Annotated in this window: 20 protein-coding genes; 11 read left to right on the top strand and 9 right to left on the bottom strand. The window is 57.5% G+C overall.

Features of this window, described 5'->3' with window-relative positions:
• Window positions 1-483, top strand: coding sequence for a pantetheine-phosphate adenylyltransferase (gene coaD, locus QPL95_RS14330; protein WP_303291676.1), 483 nt, complete (start codon window positions 1-3; stop codon window positions 481-483).
• A 56-nt stretch (window positions 484-539) separates the two neighbouring features.
• Here the strand turns inward: coaD and QPL95_RS14325 are convergent, their stop codons facing one another.
• The 4 genes from QPL95_RS14325 to QPL95_RS14310 all read right to left on the bottom strand — a co-directional run bounded on the left by QPL95_RS14325 (window position 540) and on the right by QPL95_RS14310 (window position 5,480).
• Window positions 540-1,832 (bottom strand): DUF945 family protein, encoded by a 1,293-nt coding sequence (locus QPL95_RS14325; RefSeq protein ID WP_303291675.1) that lies wholly within the window; start codon window positions 1,830-1,832, stop codon window positions 540-542.
• A 55-nt stretch (window positions 1,833-1,887) separates the two neighbouring features.
• Window positions 1,888-4,029: a polyphosphate kinase 1 gene (gene ppk1, locus QPL95_RS14320; protein ID WP_303291674.1), complete on the bottom strand. Its 2,142-nt coding sequence runs from the start codon at window positions 4,027-4,029 to the stop codon at window positions 1,888-1,890.
• Window positions 4,030-4,069: 40 nt separating this feature from the next.
• Window positions 4,070-5,101 (bottom strand): porphobilinogen synthase, encoded by a 1,032-nt coding sequence (gene hemB / locus QPL95_RS14315; RefSeq protein WP_303291673.1) that lies wholly within the window; start codon window positions 5,099-5,101, stop codon window positions 4,070-4,072.
• A 157-nt stretch (window positions 5,102-5,258) separates the two neighbouring features.
• The gene (locus tag QPL95_RS14310; protein WP_303291672.1) at window positions 5,259-5,480 is read right to left on the bottom strand and encodes a hypothetical protein; all 222 of its coding nucleotides are present in this window, start codon (window positions 5,478-5,480) and stop codon (window positions 5,259-5,261) included.
• 273 nt (window positions 5,481-5,753) lie between these two features.
• Between QPL95_RS14310 and QPL95_RS14305 the strand changes: the two genes are divergently transcribed.
• The 4 genes from QPL95_RS14305 (at window position 5,754) to panP (ending at window position 10,517) form a co-directional block, all read left to right on the top strand.
• Window positions 5,754-6,383, top strand: a complete 630-nt coding sequence (locus QPL95_RS14305) for a TetR/AcrR family transcriptional regulator (RefSeq protein ID WP_303291671.1) — start codon at window positions 5,754-5,756, stop codon at window positions 6,381-6,383.
• Between the two features lie 2 nt (window positions 6,384-6,385).
• Entirely contained in the window at window positions 6,386-8,092 is a 1,707-nt protein-coding gene (locus QPL95_RS14300; protein ID WP_303291670.1) for an isovaleryl-CoA dehydrogenase, read from the top strand.
• Window positions 8,093-8,295: 203 nt separating this feature from the next.
• Complete coding sequence (locus tag QPL95_RS14295; protein WP_303291669.1) at window positions 8,296-8,643, top strand: DUF503 domain-containing protein; 348 nt, start codon at window positions 8,296-8,298, stop codon at window positions 8,641-8,643.
• A gap of 197 nt (window positions 8,644-8,840) precedes the next feature.
• Window positions 8,841-10,517 carry a pyridoxal-dependent aspartate 1-decarboxylase PanP gene (gene panP / locus QPL95_RS14290; protein WP_303291668.1) on the top strand — a complete coding sequence of 559 codons (1,677 nt, stop codon included), beginning with the start codon at window positions 8,841-8,843 and terminating at the stop codon, window positions 10,515-10,517.
• Window positions 10,518-10,722: 205 nt separating this feature from the next.
• On the opposite strand, the gene QPL95_RS14285 is transcribed toward panP, so the two are convergent.
• Both QPL95_RS14285 and QPL95_RS14280 read right to left on the bottom strand, forming a co-directional pair.
• Window positions 10,723-10,989 (bottom strand): hypothetical protein, encoded by a 267-nt coding sequence (locus QPL95_RS14285; protein ID WP_303291667.1) that lies wholly within the window; start codon window positions 10,987-10,989, stop codon window positions 10,723-10,725.
• A gap of 103 nt (window positions 10,990-11,092) precedes the next feature.
• The gene (locus QPL95_RS14280; RefSeq protein WP_303291666.1) at window positions 11,093-12,658 is read right to left on the bottom strand and encodes an inorganic phosphate transporter; all 1,566 of its coding nucleotides are present in this window, start codon (window positions 12,656-12,658) and stop codon (window positions 11,093-11,095) included.
• Between the two features lie 188 nt (window positions 12,659-12,846).
• Between QPL95_RS14280 and QPL95_RS14275 the strand changes: the two genes are divergently transcribed.
• The 3 genes from QPL95_RS14275 to QPL95_RS14265 all read left to right on the top strand — a co-directional run bounded on the left by QPL95_RS14275 (window position 12,847) and on the right by QPL95_RS14265 (window position 17,115).
• Window positions 12,847-13,944: a GGDEF domain-containing protein gene (locus QPL95_RS14275; RefSeq protein WP_303291665.1), complete on the top strand. Its 1,098-nt coding sequence runs from the start codon at window positions 12,847-12,849 to the stop codon at window positions 13,942-13,944.
• Window positions 13,945-14,014: 70 nt separating this feature from the next.
• On the top strand, window positions 14,015-14,461 hold the full coding sequence (locus QPL95_RS14270) for a flavodoxin (protein WP_303291664.1): 447 nt from the start codon (window positions 14,015-14,017) through the stop codon (window positions 14,459-14,461).
• 107 nt (window positions 14,462-14,568) lie between these two features.
• The gene (locus QPL95_RS14265; RefSeq protein ID WP_303291663.1) at window positions 14,569-17,115 is read left to right on the top strand and encodes an EAL domain-containing protein; all 2,547 of its coding nucleotides are present in this window, start codon (window positions 14,569-14,571) and stop codon (window positions 17,113-17,115) included.
• Here the strand turns inward: QPL95_RS14265 and tesB are convergent.
• The 3 genes from tesB to QPL95_RS14250 form a co-directional block, all read right to left on the bottom strand.
• Window positions 17,082-17,942, bottom strand: a complete 861-nt coding sequence (tesB, locus tag QPL95_RS14260; RefSeq protein ID WP_303291662.1) for an acyl-CoA thioesterase II — start codon at window positions 17,940-17,942, stop codon at window positions 17,082-17,084. The two genes, QPL95_RS14265 and tesB, sit on opposite strands and share 34 nt — an antisense overlap.
• 138 nt (window positions 17,943-18,080) lie before the next feature.
• Window positions 18,081-19,238, bottom strand: coding sequence for an NAD(P)/FAD-dependent oxidoreductase (locus tag QPL95_RS14255; RefSeq protein WP_303291661.1), 1,158 nt, complete (start codon window positions 19,236-19,238; stop codon window positions 18,081-18,083).
• Window positions 19,239-19,254: 16 nt separating this feature from the next.
• The gene (locus QPL95_RS14250) at window positions 19,255-19,422 is read right to left on the bottom strand and encodes a rubredoxin (protein WP_291830136.1); all 168 of its coding nucleotides are present in this window, start codon (window positions 19,420-19,422) and stop codon (window positions 19,255-19,257) included.
• A gap of 278 nt (window positions 19,423-19,700) precedes the next feature.
• On the opposite strand from QPL95_RS14250, the gene QPL95_RS14245 reads away from it, so the two are divergent.
• Genes QPL95_RS14245 through ubiA form a run of 3 tightly spaced genes read left to right on the top strand, consistent with a single transcriptional unit; the run spans window position 19,701 to window position 21,756 of the window.
• Window positions 19,701-20,258: a hypoxanthine-guanine phosphoribosyltransferase gene (locus QPL95_RS14245; RefSeq protein WP_303291660.1), complete on the top strand. Its 558-nt coding sequence runs from the start codon at window positions 19,701-19,703 to the stop codon at window positions 20,256-20,258.
• The gene (locus tag QPL95_RS14240; protein WP_303291659.1) at window positions 20,239-20,805 is read left to right on the top strand and encodes a chorismate lyase; all 567 of its coding nucleotides are present in this window, start codon (window positions 20,239-20,241) and stop codon (window positions 20,803-20,805) included. The genes QPL95_RS14245 and QPL95_RS14240 overlap by 20 nt, the downstream gene beginning before the upstream one ends.
• Window positions 20,806-20,859: 54 nt before the next feature.
• Window positions 20,860-21,756, top strand: coding sequence for a 4-hydroxybenzoate octaprenyltransferase (gene ubiA, locus QPL95_RS14235; RefSeq protein WP_303291658.1), 897 nt, complete (start codon window positions 20,860-20,862; stop codon window positions 21,754-21,756).
• The last annotated feature ends 92 nt before the right edge of the window (window positions 21,757-21,848 follow it).

The raw sequence follows: 21,848 nt of genomic DNA, 5'->3' as shown, positions 1-21,848 counted from the left end.
ATGCCAAAAGTCATCTACCCGGGCACCTTCGATCCCATCACCAACGGCCACACCGATCTGATCGAACGGGCCTGCCGGATGTTTGATGAGGTTGTGGTTGCTGTCGCCTACAACTCGAAAAAGCAGCCCCTGCTCAATCTGGAAGAACGCTGCGAACTGGTTCGCCAGGCAACCGCGCACATCCCCAACGTCAGTGTCACCGGCTTCAGCAACCTGCTGGCAGACTTCGTTCGGGAACAAAATGCCTCCGTCATCCTCCGGGGCCTGCGCGCGGTGTCCGATTTTGAATACGAATTCCAGCTCGCCGACATGAACCGCCGCCTGGCACCGGAAATAGAAAGCGTTTTCCTGACACCGGCCAACCACCTCTCCTACATCTCATCGACCCTGATCCGCGAAATCGCATCCCTGGGTGGAGACGTCAGCGAGTTTGTCGACCCGGCCGTCGCCGAAGCCCTGCAAAAGAAATTCAGCCAGGCCTGACGAAAAGGCCAGAAGGGAAAAAGCACCACCAGGCCTCTGGTGGTGCTCTGTGAAGACTACAACAGAGGCGGCAAAGGAATCTGGACGCCATTAACATCCAGAACCAGATCTTCCATCCGGCCATTCATCACCAACTGGTCACCCTCGCGCACCAACAGCCCCTGCTTGATCAACGGTGACACCTGCATCTGCACCACCGGATAGGTTTCCGCCAGTGCCAGCGGCATGCTGAAATCCAGCGTGCCGGTCAGCTGCTGCATGACCATCAGCATATTCTCCCGCTCCTCCTCAGAGAGTTCAGGATGGGAAATATCCAGACTGCCCCGAACCTTACCTTCCGTTGTTTCAAGGCTCAGCTCACGAATACCAACCGAAAAACCCGCCGCCGCCAGGCCACGGATGGAGTCGTTGAAACGCTGCATTACTGCCATCTGCTGCTCGAACGCAGCCCGGGGATCTGCGCCGCCAGTCACTGCCATCATCTGCATGTCGGTCATTGCCGAGCTAAAGTCGTTCCAGCCCGCCACATCAACACCCTCTATTGCCACTTCAAGTCGATGCGGTCCGTAGGCCTTGTCCCCGAACTGCACTGACTCAAGCTCAAGCACAACGTTCGAGTCGAGCTTCTCTTCACCGTCCGTCGCTTCGCTACCACTGTTCAGAGCAACGCCCTCAACCAGAACCGCCGGCACCGCTGCGCCTTCAAGTGCAATGGAGTCCAGAGTCATGGCACCCGAGCCGGTCCATATACCCCCCACCAGCCAGGACATGCTCTGCTCAAGGTGAAAACCTTCGACTTTTACATTCATTCGGGGGCCGGACAGCACCAGTTCAGGCCACACCATCAAAATGTCTGCCTGTTCCCCCATGCTACCAATATCGATTCTCGCAAGCCCGCCGCTGGTTCTCACTGACTCCGCGCCGTCCGGATGCTCAAGTGCCATCGGTGGTGCCTGAAACTCGACGGTAGCCGAGCCCCAAAGACGGGTTTCAAGTGTCAGGCTCGGCTCGGCGTCCTGAAACCAGTCAGCCCCCTCCGGTTGCCAGCCCTGGCTGGGACGAAAATCCAGCAAACTGCCGGTCACGCCGTGCGACACGGTAAACTGAAAATCAATACGGTGACTGTCCCCCGTTTTGGGATCCACAATTGTGAGGCTTCCCGAAGCCTCGGACCCCATAACACCACGCTGGTACTGATCGGTTTCCATCCGCACGAAAGGCTGCGTACTGTTTACCTCTTCCGTGGCCTGCAGCCATTGTTGCTCGGTAACGTAGCCCACACCCCATGGCGCCACCCCGGCAAACACCAGAATCGCCGCACCCGCAATCATCCATTTGTTCAGTTTCAAGGTTCCAGTCCTGTCAGCAAATTTCGTGTACTTTGTTGTGTAGGCACCCGGCCCATCAACTTGATTTAACCGTTAGCCGTTCCAGTAAAACCAGCTGAGACGCCAGGCGCTCCTCGCCTTCCGCGGGCTGATTCTGGATGTAACTGCCATCAGGCTGCAACACCCAGGATTGGCAGTTGTCTGCCAGGTAGGTATCCAGATCTTCTCTGAGGCGGGCAATCAGTGCCGGCTCTTCGATTGGAAACGCTGTCTCTATCCGGTTGAGCAGATTCCGTTCCATGCCATCGGCACTGGAACAATACACCTCGGGGCGCCCATCGTTGCCAAAATAGTAAACCCGGGTGTGCTCCAGAAAACGGCCGATAATCGAACGCACCCGAATGTTATCAGACAGGCCCGGTACTTCCGGGCGCAGGCAGCAGATACCGCGGATGATCAGGTCAATCTTCACCCCGGCCTGAGACGCCCGGTACAGCGCTTTGATCATTTGCGCCTCGGTCAGCGCGTTGAACTTGAAGATGATGCGGCCCTTGTCACCGAAGCTGGCCTCCCGCTCAATCAGGCTGATCAGGCGGTTGTGCAGGGTGAAAGGCGCATGGAACAGCTTCTTGATTTTCAGAGCCTTGCCCATGCCCGTCAGCTGCTGGAACAGTTTGTTGACATCATCGCCAATGGATTCGTCGCAGGTCAGGAAGCTGTAATCGGTGTAGAGCCGGGCGTTGCCGGCGTGGTAGTTACCGGTGCCCAGATGCACATAACGGCGTAACTTACCTTCTTCCCGACGGACAATAAGGATCATCTTGGCGTGGGTTTTGTACCCCACCACGCCATAAACCACGATGACACCGGCTTCCTGAAGCCGACTTGCCAGCTCAAGGTTTTCCGCCTCGCTGAACCTCGCCCGCAGTTCAATAACCACCGTCACTTCCTTGCCACGACGGGCGGCATCGGCCAGGGCTTCGACGATTTCGGAGTCCGCTCCGGCACGATACAAGGTCTGCCGGATGGCCAGCACGTGAGGGTCTTTCGCGGCCTGGCGCAGCAAATCCACCACCGGGCTGAAGTTCTCGAACGGATGCAGCAACAGAATCGGGCGCTTGCGTATGGCATCAAACATCGATTCCTTGCTGCGAATCTGGCGCGGAATGGTCGGTGAAAAGCTGGTGTAGGTCAGGTCCGGGCGGTCCACCAGACCACCGACAGCCAACAGTCGGGTCAGGTTAACCGGGCCATGCACCTGGTACAGGTCCCGTTCCGTCAGACCGAATTCTCTCAGCAGGAACTGCACCAGTTCTTCGGGGCAGTTGTCCGCCACTTCCAGGCGTACGCCATCGCCAAAGCGACGGCTCAGCAACTCCCCCCGCAGCGCCGACGCCAGATCTTCCAGATCATCTTCAAGCTCAAGGTCAGCGTTTCGCGTCAGGCGGAACTGGTAACACCCTTTTACTTCCATGCCCGGGAACAACTCATCGGCATGGGCGTGAATCATTGAAGACAGGAACACCAGGTTTTCGCCGCCACTGCAGACTTCGTCCGGCAAACGTACCAGACGCGGCAGGGAACGCGGCGCAGGCACAATCGCCATACCGGTTTCCCGGCCGAACGCATCTTTGCCATCAAGCTCGACGATGAAGTTCAAGCTCTTGTTGACCAATCGGGGAAACGGATGTGATGGGTCCAGCCCAATCGGGCTGACCACCGGCAGAATTTCTTCCTCGAAGTAATTTCTCACCCACTCCGCCTGAGCCGGTGTCCACTCCCGGCGCCGGATAAAGTGAATATTCTCCTGTTCCAGTTCCGGAATCAGCACGTTGTTCAGTATGTCGTACTGCTCATGAATATATTCATGGGCAACCCGGCTGATCTCCGCCAGCACCTGCTCCGCCTGCATGCCGTCCACGCCAACCGTGTCCCGACCATATTTCATCTGCTGGCGCAGACCGGCCACCCGAATCTCAAAGAACTCATCCAGGTTGCTGCTGAAAATACAGCAGAAGATCAGCCGGTTGATCAACGGGTGCGTGGTGTCGAGGGCCTGCTTCAGAACCCGGTAGTTGAACTGGAGCTGGCTCAATTCCCGGTTAAACCAGTTTTCACTGGCATCCAGATTGATTTCCTCTCCCACCGGCGGCAACTCTACCGGTGCGGGCACACTCTGATCACTGCTTACGATCTTCTTTGCTGTTTCAGTTGTCATCACTATCCGTATCCATTTCAGGCACAGGCTATCGCCCGTTTCAGCCCCGCTGGCGATCCCTCATCAGTCTCGCTGCGCGCACTGCAAAATAAGTAAGAATGCCATCAGCGCCTGCTCTGCGCATGGCCATCAGGCTTTCCATCATGACGGCATCGCCATCGAGCCAGCCGTTCTGGGCGGCCGCCATATGCATGGCGTACTCACCGCTGACCTGGTACACGAATGTCGGCACCTGCAATTCAGTTTTCACCCGGTGCACGATATCGAGATACGGCATACCCGGCTTGATCATCACCATATCCGCGCCTTCGGCCAGATCCATCGCCACTTCGTGGAGGGCTTCGTCGCTGTTCGCCGGATCCATCTGATAGGTCGACTTGTTGCTTTTGCCAAGGTTGCCAGCCGAACCAACCGCATCCCGGAACGGGCCGTAATAACTGGATGCGTATTTTGCAGAATAGGCCAGAATCCGGGTGTTCACGTAACCGGCGGATTCCAACGCTTCGCGAATTGCCCCGACACGGCCATCCATCATATCGGAGGGCGCAACGACATCCGCACCCGCATCGGCATGGGACAGAGCTTGGTTGACCAAGGCCTCTACCGTCACATCGTTCAGTACATAGCCATCGTTGTCGATAATGCCGTCCTGACCATGGGTGGTAAACGGGTCCAGCGCCACATCGGTAATCACACCCAGCTCAGGATAGGCTTTCTTGAGCGCACGAACCGCTCGCTGCGCCAGACCATCGGAGTCCCAGGCGCCCGAGCCAGACAAGTTTTTATGCTCTGCAGGTACCACCGGAAACAACGCCACCGCAGGAATGCCCAGCTCCACCAACTCTGCGGCCTGCTCCACGAGAAGATCGATGCTCAGCCGCTCTACACCCGGCATGGAGGGAACCGCCTCCCGCTGGTTATTGCCTTCCAGCACAAAGACCGGATAGATCAAATTGTCCGGTGTGAGCTGATTCTCCCGAACCAGACGGCGGGAAAAATCACTGGCCCGATTGCGACGCAGACGGGTAAAGGGATAGCTTCGGCTGGAAAGCGGCAGGCGCGGCTTCGACACAGGTAACCTCCTGAACATGGATGGCCTTGGAAAGTGTTAACATCATACACTCCAGAGGCCGCCTGTTGCAGGCCTGAGCCGAGTCTGCCATTGATCGGTGACAACAAGATGACAAAATGCAGGCGGCCTGGCAGCAACCGCCCGCACTCGAAAGGAATCACATGGAACGGTTATTGAAACCTACTTCCACCTTACGCGGCGTATCGGAACGGAATGTGGTGTCCACTTCCTCGATTTTGCCACCGCATTGCAGGAAAGCTTCCATATCCGCCTGCAACTGGGCCCGAACCCGTGCACGGCTGGCGATGGAATGGTTATCGTCGCCATCACTGGCCCAACTACCGGTTTGCTCCAGATTGCCTTCGTCGAATTCACTCATGCCTTTTTCTCCATCAACGAAAACAGTACACCAGGTGCCTCGCAAGCCTTTGGCAGCTACACCTTGCCTCGAGCGATGGCCGCCTTTGGCCACGTCTTGGCGTCTTTATAATCCGGTTTTGTTGAGAGCGCTATTTCCTGACAACCTGTTTTTTGTAATTTTTTGTATCCAACTTTAAGTCTTTGATTTTATAAGCACATAATCAAAGCCACGACACCACCTGATGATTGACACAAAGAATGAATAGTGATTCACTACTTGCAAGGAGCCAGCATGGCCTATCGCGAAACTGAAAAGATGCGCCAGCGCAAAGCCGAAGCGCGCAAAAACATCATCGAGTGCACCTGGCAATGCGTGGCCGAGGGCGGCTTCCGAAGTGCCAGAATCAGCCGAATCGCCGGCCTGGCAGGCGTGGCAACCGGCACTATTTATCGCCATTTTGAATCCCGTGAAGATCTTTTTGCCGAAATCTTCCGGCTGGCGACCCAACGCGAAGTCGACAAGGTAGCAGAGGCACTGTCTGTGCCAGGAACCGCCGTCACCCGGCTCGAAAGCGCCCTGAGGACATTTGCCCAGCGAGCACTGAAAGGCCCGATGAAAGCCTGGGCACTGATTGCCGAGCCCGTTGACCCACAAGTTGAAGAAGAGCGGCTGATCTACCGGAAAGCCTACGCCAACCTGTTTGAACAGGCGATTCAGGACGGCATCGCCGAAGGATGCATACCCGAACAGAACGCCAGGCTAAGCAGCACCTGCCTGGTGGGCGCAATTTCAGAATCTTTAGTAGGACCGCTGTCACCAACACAAAATGCGTCGTCACCGGTTACTAATAACGACCAGGACGCACTGATCAACGCCATCGTCAGCTTTTGCATGAGGGGGTTGACCGGCACAAGGAGCTAGACATGAACAACCCACAGCGCAACACCACCGATCACACCGGAGCACCACTCCAACGAGACCGGTATCTGTCCGCCACCCACGAGGTCATCAACCAGCCCAAAGCGCTGGAGAATTACAACCTCTACGAACAGGACACTGCGCTGCGGGAAGCCGTAATCCGGGAAGGCGCCAGCCATGCCCACCACGACCTGAGCCAGTTCGGCGCCTGGGCCGGGAAAGCCGAAACCATCGAACTCGGCAACCTGGCTAACGCCAACAAACCCAGCTTCCGCACCCACGACCGCTACGGCCACCGGATCGATGAAGTCAGCTTCCATCCCGCCTACCATGAACTCATGGGCGTCGCTCTGGAAAACGGCCTGCACAGCTCCCCCTGGACCAACCCCGGCCCGGGCGCCCATGTGGCCCGGGCGGCCAAATACTACCTGCACTCCCAGGTAGAGGCTGCCCACTGCTGCCCGATCACCATGACCTTCGCCGCCGTCCCATCCATTCGCAACCAGCCGGAGTTGGCGACGATCTGGGAACAGAAAATTCTGACCAACGAATACGATGCCCGTAACGTCCCGGACAGCGAAAAACGCGCCGTCACCATCGGCATGGCCATGACCGAAAAACAGGGTGGCAGCGACGTACGCGCCAACACCACCCGCGCCTACGCGGTCGGACAGGAAGGCCCGGGCCAGGCTTACGAACTGGTCGGCCACAAATGGTTCGTCTCCGCCCCCATGTGCGACGCCTTCCTGGTACTGGCCCAGACCGCCAACGGGCTGTCGTGCTTTCTGATGCCCCGCTGGCGCCCGGACGGCACCAAGAACCCCTGGCAGGTGCAGCAGCTCAAAAACAAAATGGGCAACGTCGCCAACGCCTCCAGCGAAGTCGAAATCCGCGGCGCCCTGGCCTGGATGGTGGGCGAAGAAGGCCGCGGCGTACCCACTATCATCGAAATGGTCGCCATGACCCGCTTCGACTGCATGATCGGCAGCGCCGCCGGCATGCGCCAGGCCGTCGCCCAGGCTACGCACCACTGCCACAACCGCAGCGCCTTCGGCGCAACCCTCAGCGATCAGCCACTGATGCAAAACGTCCTGGCCGACCTGATCATCGAAAACGAAGCCGCCCTCGCCTACACCCTGCGCGTAGCCCGGGCCATGGACAACCAGGACAACAAACACGAACGCCTGCTGGCCCGCCTGGCCACACCGGTGGGCAAATACTGGATCTGCAAACGCACCCCCAACCACGCCTACGAAGCCATGGAATGCATCGGCGGCAGCGGCGTGATGGAAGACTGCATCATGCCCCGCCTGTTCCGGGAATCCCCCGTCAACGCCATCTGGGAAGGCAGCGGCAACGTCCAGTGCCTCGACACCCTCCGCGCCATCCAGAAAGAACCCGAAACCCTCGACGCCTTCTTCAAAGAAGCCGCCGAAGCCAAAGGCACCGACCGCCGCTTCGACCAGTTCCTGGCCCAACTCCAGCACGACTTCGCCGACATCAGCGACTTCCAGTACCGCGCCCGCAACCTGGTCGACCGCATGGCCCTGACCATGCAGGGTTCACTGCTGCTGCGCTTTGGCGACAAAGACGTCGCCGACGCCTTCTGCGCCTCCCGCCTGCAAAACAACGGCGGCATGAACTACGGCAACCTGCCCTCCGGCACCAACCCGACAGCGATTATCAAACGGGCAACGCCTGTAGTAGGCTAGGGAAAACCCAGACAGCCCGTCCCGATAGCCAGGGCAACCGGCTGAAGCGACTCCCCGTATACCGTTCGGGAAGCGGTGAGGGTGGGCTGTTCAAAACCTTGCGGAGCCATGGATGGCGGAGCAGAGCGTACAAGGACGTATCCACAGCGTGTTTTGAACAGCCCACCCTCACCGCTTCCTGCACCAAACGAGCCAGACCAAACATGTCAGAAGCCCTGAGAAAACTGCTGAAAGAAGGTAAAGCCCCACAACAGCACCAGGATATCACCCCCCACGTAGGCATCCTCACCCTGCACTTCCAGCTCTACGCCTGCGAAGACCTCAAGGCCAAACGCAAAGCCTTCACCGCCATGAAAGCCATCTGGGGCAAAGAACCCGACCTCGCCGTCAGCGAAACCGCCGACCACGACGCCCTCGACTGCGCCACCTGGACCATCGCCGCCCTCGGAGCCAGCGCCCAGCAAATCACCCAGCGCCTCGACCAGGTCGAAAAAGACATCCAGGACCGCATCGACGCCGCCATCCTCGACGTTCACCGCGAAATCCTTTGACCTCCACAGAAGCCAAAAACCCGGTAGCCTTCGAGGCATAGCGTCAATCCGCCTCAAGCCTTATACTACCGCCCCTCAGGGAATACATGACCTGCCAACAGGCAGGACAGCACGACAAATGCCCGGCTCCGCCTGGCCCCGTCCGCAGGGTTTCCGGAACCAACCCCTCGGATAACCACTGAATTGTGTGTGGCTCTATGACCGGAAAGAAAAAATCCGCCCAGGCCTCGATTGAGGCAATGTATCGCGTCTTCACGGTGCCCGAAGCACCGGAATCGACCCTGAGCCGCATCGACCAGAACATCTCCCGCAACCTGGCTGGATTTCTCCAGGAACACATCGTAGCCGTTGAGCGAGACCTGTCTGACGTCGAGAAGAATTTTGCCGATTCCGTCATCCCCGAAAAACCGGTGTTCGTCTCGGAACAGGCCCAGTTCCTGCTCGACAAACTGGTCGCCAATTCCGTACACACCGCCTCGCCGGCGTTTATCGGCCACATGACCTCAGCGCTGCCCTACTTCATGCTGCCGCTGTCCAAAATCATGATTGCCCTGAACCAGAACCTGGTCAAAACCGAAACCTCCAAGGCCTTCACACCCATGGAGCGCCAGGTTCTGGGCATGATTCACCGCCTGGTCTACCAGCAGGACGGCTCCTTCTACCGCAAATGGATGCACGACCCCCGGCACGCCCTGGGCGCCATGTGCTCCGGCGGCACCGTTGCCAATCTGACCGCCCTCTGGGTCGCCCGCAACCGTGCCTTCCCGGCCGAAGGCAGCTTCCGGGGCCTGCATGAGGAAGGCCTGTTCCGGGCGCTGAAATATTACGGCTACGAAGGCGCTGCCATCGTTGTCTCCAAACGCGGCCACTACTCCCTGCGCAAAGCCGCCGATGTCCTCGGCCTGGGCCGGGATGCCCTGGTGCCAGTCGATACCGACGACGACAACCGCATCCAGACCGATGCCCTGCGTGATAAATGCCTGGAACTGCAGAAACAGAAAATCAAAGTCATGGCCATCTGCGGCGTGGCTGGCACCACCGAAACCGGCAACGTTGACCCACTGGAAGCCATGGCCGATATCGCCAAAGAATTCGGCGCCCACTTCCACGTAGATGCCGCCTGGGGAGGCCCAACCCTGTTCTCCCGTACCTACCGGCACTTGTTGCGAGGCATCGAAAACGCAGACTCCGTGACCTTCGACGCCCACAAACAACTGTACGTGCCCATGGGGGTCGGCCTGGTCGTCTTCAAAGACCCCAGCCTGGCCAGCGCGGTCGAACACCACGCCCAGTACATCATCCGTAAGGGCTCCAGAGACCTCGGCAGCACCACCCTCGAGGGCTCCCGCCCGGGCATGTCCATGCTGATCCATTCCGGCCTGAAAATCCTCGCCCGGGAAGGCTACGAAATCCTGATTGATCAAGGCATCGAAAAGGCCAAAACCTTCGCTCAGATGATCGACGAACAGCCAGACTTCGAACTGGTCACCCGACCAGAACTGAACATACTGACCTACCGGTATTGCCCGGAAGTCGCCCGGCAAGCTCTTGCCGTGGCCGACGAACTCCAGGCAGAAAAAATGAACACCTGCCTGAACCGCATCACCAAGTTCATCCAGAAAACCCAGCGGGAGCACGGCAAAGCGTTTGTCTCCCGAACCCGCCTTGAGCCAGCGAAGTATTACCACTTCCCCTGCATCGTATTCCGCGTGGTGTTGGCCAACCCGTTAACAACGCCGGCTATTCTGGAAGATATTCTCAAGGAGCAGAGGGAACTGTCGAAGGAAGATGGGATTGCCGATGAGATCGCCATCCTGCACCAGATGGCGGAAGCGGTGTTAAAACAGAATAGAAAACAAGTCAGACAGGCTTAAGTCAGCTTGAGAGGCTCTGTCGCCACAAGAACCTAGAGCATTTGCGGGCCCAGCAAGAAGCCGAAGGCGGGGCTTGCGGGGCCCCTTTCCGAAACCTTGCGGAGCCATGGATGGCGGAGCAGAGCGTACAAGGACGTATTCACAGCGTGTTTCGGAAAGGGGCCCCGCAAGCCCCAACCTACTCCTGAATACTCCAAAGCCAGACTCAGTAAAGCGCCTCTTCGTCATCCAGCACCTCGTGCAGGATCTCCAGAAACATCTTGTCCGCGTCACTCCAGTTTTCCGGAATACGAATCGTGGTGTTGGCACTGATCTCGCGCGCGATCAAGGCATCCGCTTTTGGTTCGCTCTTGTACTTGCGGGCAATATCCATGGACTTGACGGCGATGGTCGGGTCGCTCAGAACTTTCTTGATGAAAACCCGCAGCTCTCCGATCATCTTGGCCTGATGACTCTCAACAGATGAACTCATTCCCTACTCCCGAAATTGGATAGCTTCAGGGCCAAAGCGCCCCGCGCAACATCATGCCTATAGTATGGCCAAACTGCGGGGCACTAACCAGCCCCGCCCGCGACTAAACCATCAAACCCCGAAGCGCAAAGAACAAGAACGCAGCCATCAAGGCCGAAGCAGGAACTGTAATAATCCAGGCTGCGGCGATGCGGAACAGGTGGGAACGCTTGACCATCTCTTCCTTGTAGATCTTCTTCAGACGCTTACGCTCGGATTTGGACAACGGCACCTGCTGCTTCTTCTTTTTCGCCTGCTTCAGCAGGTACTCCATCTCTTCCACAGAAGCATTGCGGAAATCATCCAGGAACGGCTTCAGACGCTCCTGTTCAGCCGGATCATGGTGTTCAATGATCTTGTGCAGCTGAGTCGCATAGTTAGATTTCAGGTACTCCCGCAAGAAGCCAACACCAAACACACCACCGATTGCGATGTGCGTAGAGCTGACCGGCAGGCCCAACTGAGAGGCGACAATGACAGTTAACGCGGCAGACAAAGCGATACAGAAAGCCCGGGTCTTGTCGAGCTCGGTGATTTCACTGCCGACGGTTTTGATCAGGCGCGGTCCGAACAGCATCAAGCCAACAGCCAGCCCGATGGCACCGACCAGCATCACCCACAAAGGAATCCTGGCTGAGGTCACCACCCCACCACCGGCCTGAATGGCGTCATTAATTGCAGCCAGGGGGCCAATGGCGTTTGCTACATCGTTGGCGCCGTGGGCAAAGCTCAACAGCGCCGCAGCAAAGATCAGTGGCCAGGTGAACAGGGAGTTCACCCCTGCAGCACTGTTTTCCATGGTCGCGGCGCGACGACTTACCACTGTGCGCATGACGAAAAACACCACTGCAGCAACGGCGAAACCAATCCCGGTGGCCTCAATCATGTCCACTTTGACAATCTTTTTTACGCCCTTGACCATCAGGTAGGTGGCGAATGCCCAGGCCATAATGGCCACCAGCCAGGGCACAAACGTGCGGGCAGAGGAAACCAGATCCTGGCGGTAGAGAACGGTTCTCTTGATGGCATACAGAAACAAAGCCGCCAGAACGCCGCCAAGCACCGGTGAAATCACCCAGCTTGCCACAATCTTACCCATGACGTTCCAGTCTGCGATGGCCCAGCCACCGGCTGCGATACCGGCGCCCAGCACGCCGCCAACGATGGAGTGCGTGGTCGAAACCGGCGCGCCCATCCAGGTGGCCAGATTAAGCCACAGCGCACCCGCCAGCAGTGCGGCTGTCATCAACCACACGAACGCCCTGGGATCTTCAAGGGTGGTCGGATCAATAATGCCTCCCTTGATCGTGGAAACGACATCGCCGCCCGCAATGAGCGCGCCTGACGCCTCAAAAATAGCAGCCAGTACCACCGCAGCACCGAGGGAAAGCGCACCGGAACCTACCGCCGGGCCCACGTTATTGGCGACATCATTAGCACCAATGTTGATGGCCATATAACCACCAATGACAGCCGCGGCCATCAGAAGCATGCTGTTGGGCAACCCCTGGCTGAAGGATCCGACGGTCAGCCAGACACCCAGCAGGAATAACACACTTAAACCAACCCTGTACCTTTCCGTGGAGGGGCTGCTGAGAAGAGTATCCAGGAAGCTGGTGGAACGGGCCATAAGCGCTATGTTCTCTTGTAAACAGAATGGGGTCGACAGGTCGTTGGGCGCAAACTATAAATTTTTTGCCATCAAATTGAAACAAACTGCAGTATAGGCCGTGCTTCACATTGTCGTCAGTTTAGGCTCCAATCCTGAGTATTTTTGGCGCATACTTAGAGGAAATATGTCAAAAAGTGCAACACTAAATGACCGAACACGCCCAGCCAACTCCAGCCATGTCCAGCGAGCACGAAGCGCGGCAGGTCTCCCGTCTGCTCACGGGCCTGTCGGCTATGGCGCTGGTGTGCCTGACCGGCATTGGCATCAAAGCCTGGTATTCCGAGCATTACTTTCATGCGTGGATACTGTGGCTGTTCAATGTGCCGGTTCTGGCAAACATGGCCTGGTTTGCGTGGACCAGGAACCGGGAGATTCAAAAAACGGGACTGCTCACCGTGGTCGCTTTGCTGTTCACCTATCTGATCGCTTCGGGAGGAGAAAGCAGCACCGGGCCACTCTGGTTTTACGTGCTACCACCCCTGCTGTTCTTCCTGACCAGCCTCAAAGGCGGCGTGGCCATTCTGCTTTTCTGTTACCTGCTGGCGATCGTTGTTTTCCAGTTTCCAGATCTGCCTGGCGTTTCCGCTCAGTACAGCACCGACTTCAAAATACGCTTTTTCGTCACCCTCACGTTTGAAGCCATTTTCTGCTTCGTACTGGAGGCAGGCAGACTGAAAGCCCGCACCAAACTGGAAGCCTTTGCGCGGGCCCACGAGCATGCGGCCCGAACCGACGAGTTAACCGGGCTCGCCAACCGCAGGGAAATGCAGAATCGCCTGAATGCGGAGTACTTGCGTTTCCAGAGATCGGGGCATCATTTCTCAGTCGCTCTGATTGACCTGGACCTGTTCAAACAAATTAACGACAACTATGGCCATGACGCTGGCGATATCGTGCTTCAACGCTTCGCCGACCTGACCCGGGGCATCATCCGCCAGACCGATGTCGCCGCCCGCTGGGGCGGAGAGGAATTTCTGCTCCTGCTGCCCGACACCACATTACTGCAGGCACTCGCGCTGGCAGAGCGTCTTAGATCAGAAGTCGCCCGCACGGAGTTCCGTCACCAGGACGCGCTCATGCCGGTCACCATCAGTGCCGGTGTCTGCTCGATCTCGAAGGCGGGCTCCGTTGACGAACTGCTGAAACTCGCCGACATCCAGCTTTACAGCGCCAAACAAGATGGCCGGAACCGGATCGCCCCCCGGGTTCGCAGCCAGGACGCCGACACAACACCCTCCGCTTGAGCCCGGCATGGCCCGCCGCTATCATCACTCGCCTTGAAACACGCTCATCACCTCTGGCACAGGCAGTAACATGGCATCTATTCGCATATTGACCGGAAGCGTCTACGGCGGCGCCCTGCTGACCGCACGCAAAATCAAACAGGAAATGGAGCAGGAGGGGCACCAGGTAACGGTGCTGGAGAATCCTGTCCTTGAAGACATCACCGGCAACAACGATGCACTCCTGATATGCACCTCCACGACGGGTCAGGGAGAAGTGCCGCCCAACCTGCTGCCTTTCTACATGGCGCTCAGAGATCAGTTGCCCCAGCAACCAGGGCGCCCTTTTGGCGTGATCGTTCTGGGCGACAGCTCTTACGGTGATACCTTTTGCGGCGCTGGTGATCTGATGGAAGAAGCACTCTACGAAACCTCTGCCCGAAAGGTAGGAGACACCCTCCGGATCGATGCGCTGGAAACCCTGGAGCCCGAAATCGAAGCACTGCAATGGGCAAGACAATGGATTAACGGGATTTGACCAATACTTACACAAGTTACCAAAACTCTTTGCATTGCCGCTTGAGCCGCCTCCGGCGACAGGCCATACTCAAGTCAGAATGATAATAACGGTAACGCGTGACTCTAATGAAACCAGCCCGACTCCTGGCAGTTTTGTTACTGCTGCTGGCAATATCAACTTCGGCACTTGCCGCGAGATCCTCCTATATTCCGCCCATGGAGTATCTCCGGGTCGCTTCGGATTCAGCGCTGACACCCGATCAGGCCCTGGCATCGACGCAATGGCAGAGGCTCCCCGAACAAACCCCTAACTTTGGCTACATTCGTGACCACATCTGGTTGCGCTTTGAAGTGACCGATCCCGGGCTGGTCAATCTTCTGGAAATCCGTTATCCAGCCTTGGATTACATCGATATCTATCTGCTTGAGAGTGGCCAGATCGTGCAGCACGAGAGCGCCGGTGACCGCTTGTTTTTCCGTGAACGCCCCGTGCAACACCCTCACTTTCTGTTTCCACTCAACCTGACGCCTGACGGGCAGTTCCAAGTACTGATACGAGTGCAGACCGAAGGTGCCATGCAGGTTCCGTTGAAGCTTTGGAGCAACCTGAGTTTTTTTGAAAAGGCCTCCATCGAAACGCACCTTCACGCCGGTTACTACGGCATTCTGCTGACCGTCATCTGTTTCAATCTGTTTGTGTTTCTGGCGCTGCGCGAATCGGTCTATCTGCTTTATGTGCTTTCAACCTTTGGCTATCTATTGCTGGTTGGTAGCCTTAATGGCAGCACCTATCAGTTCCTGTGGCCGGGCCTTCCAGCCATTCAGAATATGGCCATGTTACTTATCGTGCCCCTGGCCGTGACCTTCTCGCTGCTGTTTTCACGGGCCTTCTTGCGGTTAAAAGAAACCAGCCCGGTAATGAACCGATTACTGCTTGTCACCATCGCACTGAATGTACTGCTGGTGCTGGCCTCCTTCTTTACTGACTACAGCACGGCGAGTCGCCTTACCGTCGCCATGGCCATTCCCAGCTGCCTGTTACTGACCTTTGTCGGCCCTTTGCAGTGGCTCAAAGGCAACCCTCAGGCGGCCTATTACACACTGGCCTGGGGCGCGCTGACGCTCGGCAGCGCGGTGACCGCAGCCAACAAATACGGGCTGGTTCCCAACAGTTTTGTGACCGCCTACGGCATGCAGATCGGCTCGGTGCTGGAAGCCATTCTGCTCAGCCTGGCCCTCGCCATCCGGATCTATCACGAACGCCAGGACAAACTGATGTCTCGCGAGGCCGAACTCAAAGCCCTGGAAGCCCGCCGCGCGGCAGAACTTCGGTTAATGGACCAGGCTCTGCACCACCCGCTGACCGGCCTTCCCAATCGCAGCAGCTTTGAGATGCGCCTGAAAGAACTGATACACAGCAGCACTGCCGGGCGCTATGGCGTGGTGATTATCCACCTCAACAACCTTTACCCGGTCACCAAAACCCTCGGGCACCGCAACACCGACCGAATTCTTGAGTTAGCCTCCAAACACTACAACGCGGTGATTCGAGATGTGCCTGGCGCGTTGCCGCTGGAGCAGACCGATCAGCATGATTTCTATGTTGCGAGCCTGGACCCCCAGACCTTTGCTTTCGTGGTCGATGCCGACCTGGCCGAGGCCGTTCCCCGGCGAGTGCTCAGAAGCATTGAGGAAGTCAGGTACCCGATCGACTTTCTTGGCATGCAGGTGCCCTTGCAACCACAACTCGGGGTTGCCATCTACCCGGACCATGGCACAGACGCCAACATACTGATTCGTCGGGCCGTCATTGCGGAAGGCTCCGATCGCGCGCGGGAGCGGGGCATTTCTTACTACAAACCGTCCAGAGACTCTTTCAGTGCCGACCGGCTCACCCTGGTTTCAGAACTGCGCCGGGCCATCGACAACAAAGGGCTGACGCTGTTCCTGCAACCGAAACTGAACCTTAAAACCTGGGAAATAGCGGGGTTTGAAGCTCTTATCCGCTGGCCAGGCCGTGAACAGCCGATCCGGGCGGATGAAATAATTGCGCTTGCAGAACAAACCGGGCTGATCAAACCTCTCACCCGCTGGGTACTGCAAGAAGCCCTGGAGCTGAGAAGCCGGCTTATGGAGCTCGGCCATTTTGCGGGCATTGCGGTGAACATCTCCCCCAACAATCTGCGAGAGCCGGATTTTGCGGTATTCGTTCAACGCCTGATGAAGAGCTACCACTCCCACATCGGCGCCATCACCTTCGAAGTAACGGAAACCTCCATGATGCAGGATCCGGTCAACTCACTGAAAGCACTGAATTCGCTGAACGATGCGGGCATCCCTCTGTCGATTGACGATTTTGGCTCAGGCTACTCGTCGCTGTCCTACATCAAGCAGTTGCCCGCCAGCGAGATCAAGATCGATCGATCCCTGGTCACCGAACTTCCTGAGCGTGAGCAGGACAGAGTGATTGTGCAAACCACCATCGATATGTGCCACAGCCTGGGTTATACCGTTGTTGCCGAAGGGGTAGAGAACGAGGAAACCCTCAACCTGCTCGCCAAAATGGGCTGCGACCAGATCCAGGGATACTTTCTGGCCCGGCCGATGCCATTTGACGAAATGATTGAATGGCTGGCCGGTCAGCCTTGCCGCTCGCGAATCAACGCTTCCTGAGTGGTTGAAGCCACCAGCACACCATCCCGCGTGAAGAAGTTGCCCCGATTGAAGCCTCGCCCACTGGAGGCACTCGGGCTGTCCTTGTCATACAGAAGCCAGTCATCCATACGAAAATCCCGATGGAACCAGATGGCATGATCCAGACTGGCCACCTGCATATTCTTGCTCATGAACGTACGGCCATGGGGGTTCAGCGAGGTACCCAGAAAACTGAAGTCTGAAGCGTAGGTGAGAAGGCACCGGTGCAGAACGGGATCATCCGGCAACGGCCCTGCCGCCCGGAACCAGTTCTGGCGATGCGGCGGACGCTTTTCCGGCTTGAAGGGGTTCACCGGGTCAACCGGCCGGATCTCGATAGGACGATCCCGCGTGAGCATGTCGCGCATCTTTTCCGGCACTTTGTCAGCAATCAGGTTGCCCCAGTCCTGCTCAGATCGCAGGGTATCCGGATCTGGCGCAGCAGGCATGTCCAGCTGGTGGCTCATGCCTTCTTCGGCAATCTGAAACGACATGGAGCCGGTCAGAATCTCCTTGCCATCCTGGCGCGCAATTACCCTGCGAACCGAAAACGTGCCACCATCCCGAACCCGCTGCACCTCATAATCAATGGGCATACTGTGATTGCCCGGGCGCAGGAAATAGGCGTGCAAAGAGTGACACAACCGGTCTTCAACGGTTCGGCTGGCCGCCATTAAGGCCTGGCCAAGCACCTGGCCACCAAAGACGTGGGGGAAACCCAGATCTTCACTGTCACCCTGGAAGTGGTCATCTCCAATCGGTGACAAATCCAGTAATTCCACCAGTTTTCGGGTTACCTCTAGCATGCCAGCTCCTGTTGCGTTATCCGGGAGCCTGTGAACAGCTCCTTAGCTTACGAATGGTTTTACCCCAGGCGAGAAAATTTCGCAACGCTGAACAGAAAAGAAAGGAGCCGCCAGAACAGCAGGCCTGGCGGCGCTTACTCAATCCTGGTGGATAGGCGGGACTTCTTTCGCTAGAGCCTGTTTTTCAACAGCAAACCGGCCAGTTACGGCAAAACCGAGCACTTCACCGGAGGGCGAGTTGAACAACGCCTTCACGTCAGAGCCTTCCTGCTCAACCACCCATTCACCTTCTACTCCGGCAGGCGGTGGGCAAACGGCCGTAGGGCAACAAGGGGTTTTAATCATCACCGGCATAGTGCCGTATCGGACGTCGGTTCGTTCTCCGGTCAGGGTTTTCGCCAGAGCCCGGGCACACGCCATCAGCGGCAGCACATACAGCAACACCTGACCATCCACTTCGGCACAGTCACCGAGTGCAAACACATCCGGCGCCGACGTTTCCAGTGCCCGATTCACCTGAATGCCCCGGCCAACCTCGATACCGGCGGCCCTGGCAAGCTCAACACGCGGACGCAAGCCCACCGCTGAAACCACCAGGTCAGCATCAAGCGTTTCACCATTACCAAGGGTAAGCCTGACACCACGCTCGCAACGATCGACTCGTTCAACCACGGTACCCAGGTGAAATCTTACTCCCAGCTCCGCCAGCTCATGCTGCACGGCATTGGCCGCCGCCCCGGGAAGCAGGCTCGGCATAACCGCGGTGTCCGGAGCAATCACATCCACCTCATAACCGCCGATACGCAAGTCATTGGCAAATTCACAGCCGATGAGACCGGCACCCATGATAGCGACCCGCTGACCACCCTCAAGCGCTGTGCGGAACGCCCGATAATCCATCAGGTCGTTGATCGAGTGAACATGATCCTGACCATCACCCGCCAACCCCAGCCGAATAACATCCGCACCCCAGGCAAGCACCAGCTTGCTATAGCCGAGCCGTTGATCGCCTAGCACCAGCTCATGAGCCTCGGTATCAATACCGGTCACCGTGCTGAACGTGCGAACCTCTACACCAAGCTGCGCGGCCATCGCCTCGGTCTCGGCCTGAGCCAGCCCTTGTGCATCTTTTCCCTTGGTAAAACCCGTCGACAACATCGGCTTGGAGTAACTCACGCCATCGTCGGCCGTTACCATAACCACCGGTGTTTCTTTATCGAGCTTGCGCAGCTCTCGCACCAGCGAGTAGCCGGACAATCCGGTGCCAACAATCACAATGGGTGCCTGGTTCGCCATGGTCCTGCTCCGCCTGTCAGCTGATCTCGATCATTTCGAAGTCTTCTTTGCCCACGCCGCAGTCAGGGCAAACCCAGTCATCCGGCACATCGTCCCAAACGGTGCCAGGCTCAATGCCATCTTCCGGCCAGCCCTCGGCTTCATCGTAGATCAAACCACACACTACACACTGCCACTTCTTCATAGTACTTCCTCGCTAACAATCGACAGGCCGCATAATATTGTCGGACAATATGACAATCAAGTGAAAATTGCCAGAACTATGCAACACCGGCCCATATAAATTTCAGACAGCCGCCATAATACCCGCCATACCCGGGTTGACCAATGCCAGAACGGACACCGCAAGCACGGGTTTTGTGCCAATAGACGTAATTACAGATGCCACTACCGGCAACTGCCCCTCCCTTCAAGCCTCCCGGTTCGGTATAATCGCCGGCTTTTACGACAGGACCGACCGTTATGACCGATACCGTCGCCGAAATGAACCAGGTCATGGCTGAAGCCGACTGCCTGGTCAATGAACAGCAGGTAGATATCGCCATCGACACTATGGCGAAAGAGATTACCGACAGCCTGAAAGACAGCAACCCACTGCTGTTCTGCGTCATGAACGGCGGTCTCATCCTGACTGGCCAGCTGCTGACACGGCTGAAATTCCCGGTACAGGCCGAGTACCTGCACGCCACTCGCTACCGGCAGGAAACCACCGGCGGCATTCTGGAGTGGAAACTGCGACCAGAAGCCGACATGAAAGGCCGCACCGTGCTGATTGTTGACGACATCCTGGATGAAGGCACAACCCTGTGCGCCATCGGGGACTACTGCCTCGCGCACGGTGCCAGCAAAGTGCTGACGGCGGTGCTCGTCGACAAAGCCCACGATCGCAAATCAAAACCGGGCCTGAAAGCCGATTTTACCGGCCTCTATGTTGAAGACCGCTTTTTGTTCGGCTACGGCATGGACTACAAAGGTTACTGGCGCAACGCCCCCGGTATTTATGCTCTCAAAGGACTTTGACACGCAATCAGGGCTAACCGTTCCCCCCACCGATTGGTATCGCTCACTGGCGGCTGCCGGGCTCCGTAACCCTGCCGTTCACGGCCCGGCCCGGCCATGGCTACAAGTCGAAGGCTCGTTCACCAAAGCCTTGCAGCGACAATGCCACGCCGGCTTTCACGTAGAGGTGGTCAAGGAAACGTTCACTACCCCTTCCAACGAAGAAGCCCGCCGCTTGTCCCTTCCGCCCAGGCAACTGGCCTGGATAAGGGAGGTTCGATTGTGTGGCGATGGTCGCCCCTGGGTCCTGGCACGCACCGTCATACCCCTGAGCTGCCTCGAAGGCCGAGGCCGACGGCTTCTCAATCTGGGCAACAAACCCCTTGGCGCCTACCTGTTCAGCAACCCGGAGTGGGCCCGCGGCCCACTCGAAACGGGCCTTTGCCAGCCTCGGGGGGCGACTCAACCACAACTTGCCCGCCGCTCATTGTTTCACCGCGGCCAGAGTGCCCTCATGGTGTGCGAATTTCTGTTACCTGCACTGTACCGGCCTGACACCCGGGTTTAATCACCTGCGACCGGTGGCTATAATCTGGCCTTCACCCCGGCCCCAGACCAACGGATGATAACCACCATGTTGCAGAACGCTCTGCCCGAGCATGTTCAGACTCGCCTGATCAACTACGCAAAGCTACTGCGCATAGATCGGCCAATCGGTACTTTGTTGCTACTCTGGCCGACCTACTGGGCACTGTGGCTGGCCGGCAATGGCAGTCCGTCGATAGCCAACATCATCATCTTCACCCTCGGCGTTTTCTTTATGCGAGCAGCCGGCTGCGCCATTAACGATTTTGCAGACCGGGACTGGGATCGCCACGTAGAACGCACCCAGCATCGCCCTCTCACCGCCGGACACATTCAGGCCTGGGAAGCCGTCGCGTTGTTTGCGGGGCTGTGCCTGGTTTCTTTCCTGATGGTCGTGCTGTTTACCAACACCCTGACCTTGTATCTGTCTTTTGGCGGTGCCCTGCTGGCGTTCATTTACCCGTTCATGAAGCGCTACACCCACCTGCCCCAGTTGTTCCTGGGTGCGGCTTTTTCCTGGGCTATCCCCATGGCCTGGGCGGCCGAAGCCGACGAGCTCAGCCAGCTGACCTGGCTGCTGTTCACCGCAAACGTGCTGTGGACCGTGGCCTACGACACGTTCTACGCAATGGTCGACCGGGACGACGATGTCAAAGTAGGCATCAAATCAACCGCCGTCCTGTTTGGCGAAGCAGACCGGGCCATCATTGCCATACTGCAGGCTCTGGTTATCCTGATCCTGGCACTTGCTGGCCGCCAGGCCGAACTTGGCAGCGTCTATTACCTGGGCCTTGTGGCCATGGCCACCCTGTTTGTTTACCAGCAATTCCTGGCCAGAGAACGCTCCAGAGCTGGCTGTTTCAAGGCATTCCTGAACAACAACTGGGCCGGACTCGCAGTATTTTCCGGCCTGATCCTCGACCTTATGCTGTAACCGGCAATCCATGTCATATACTTGTAACAAAGACACGTTGTAATGGGTCAGCAACAATATCAGGGAGCCACCAATGAGCTCCCGGGGTCTGA

It is taken from the genome of Marinobacter sp. SS5-14b, assembly GCF_030541005.1.
GTDB lineage: Bacteria > Pseudomonadota > Gammaproteobacteria > Pseudomonadales > Oleiphilaceae > Marinobacter.
The sequence above is the reverse complement of the archived record's forward strand: the minus strand, read 5'-3'. Positions and strand labels throughout refer to the sequence as shown.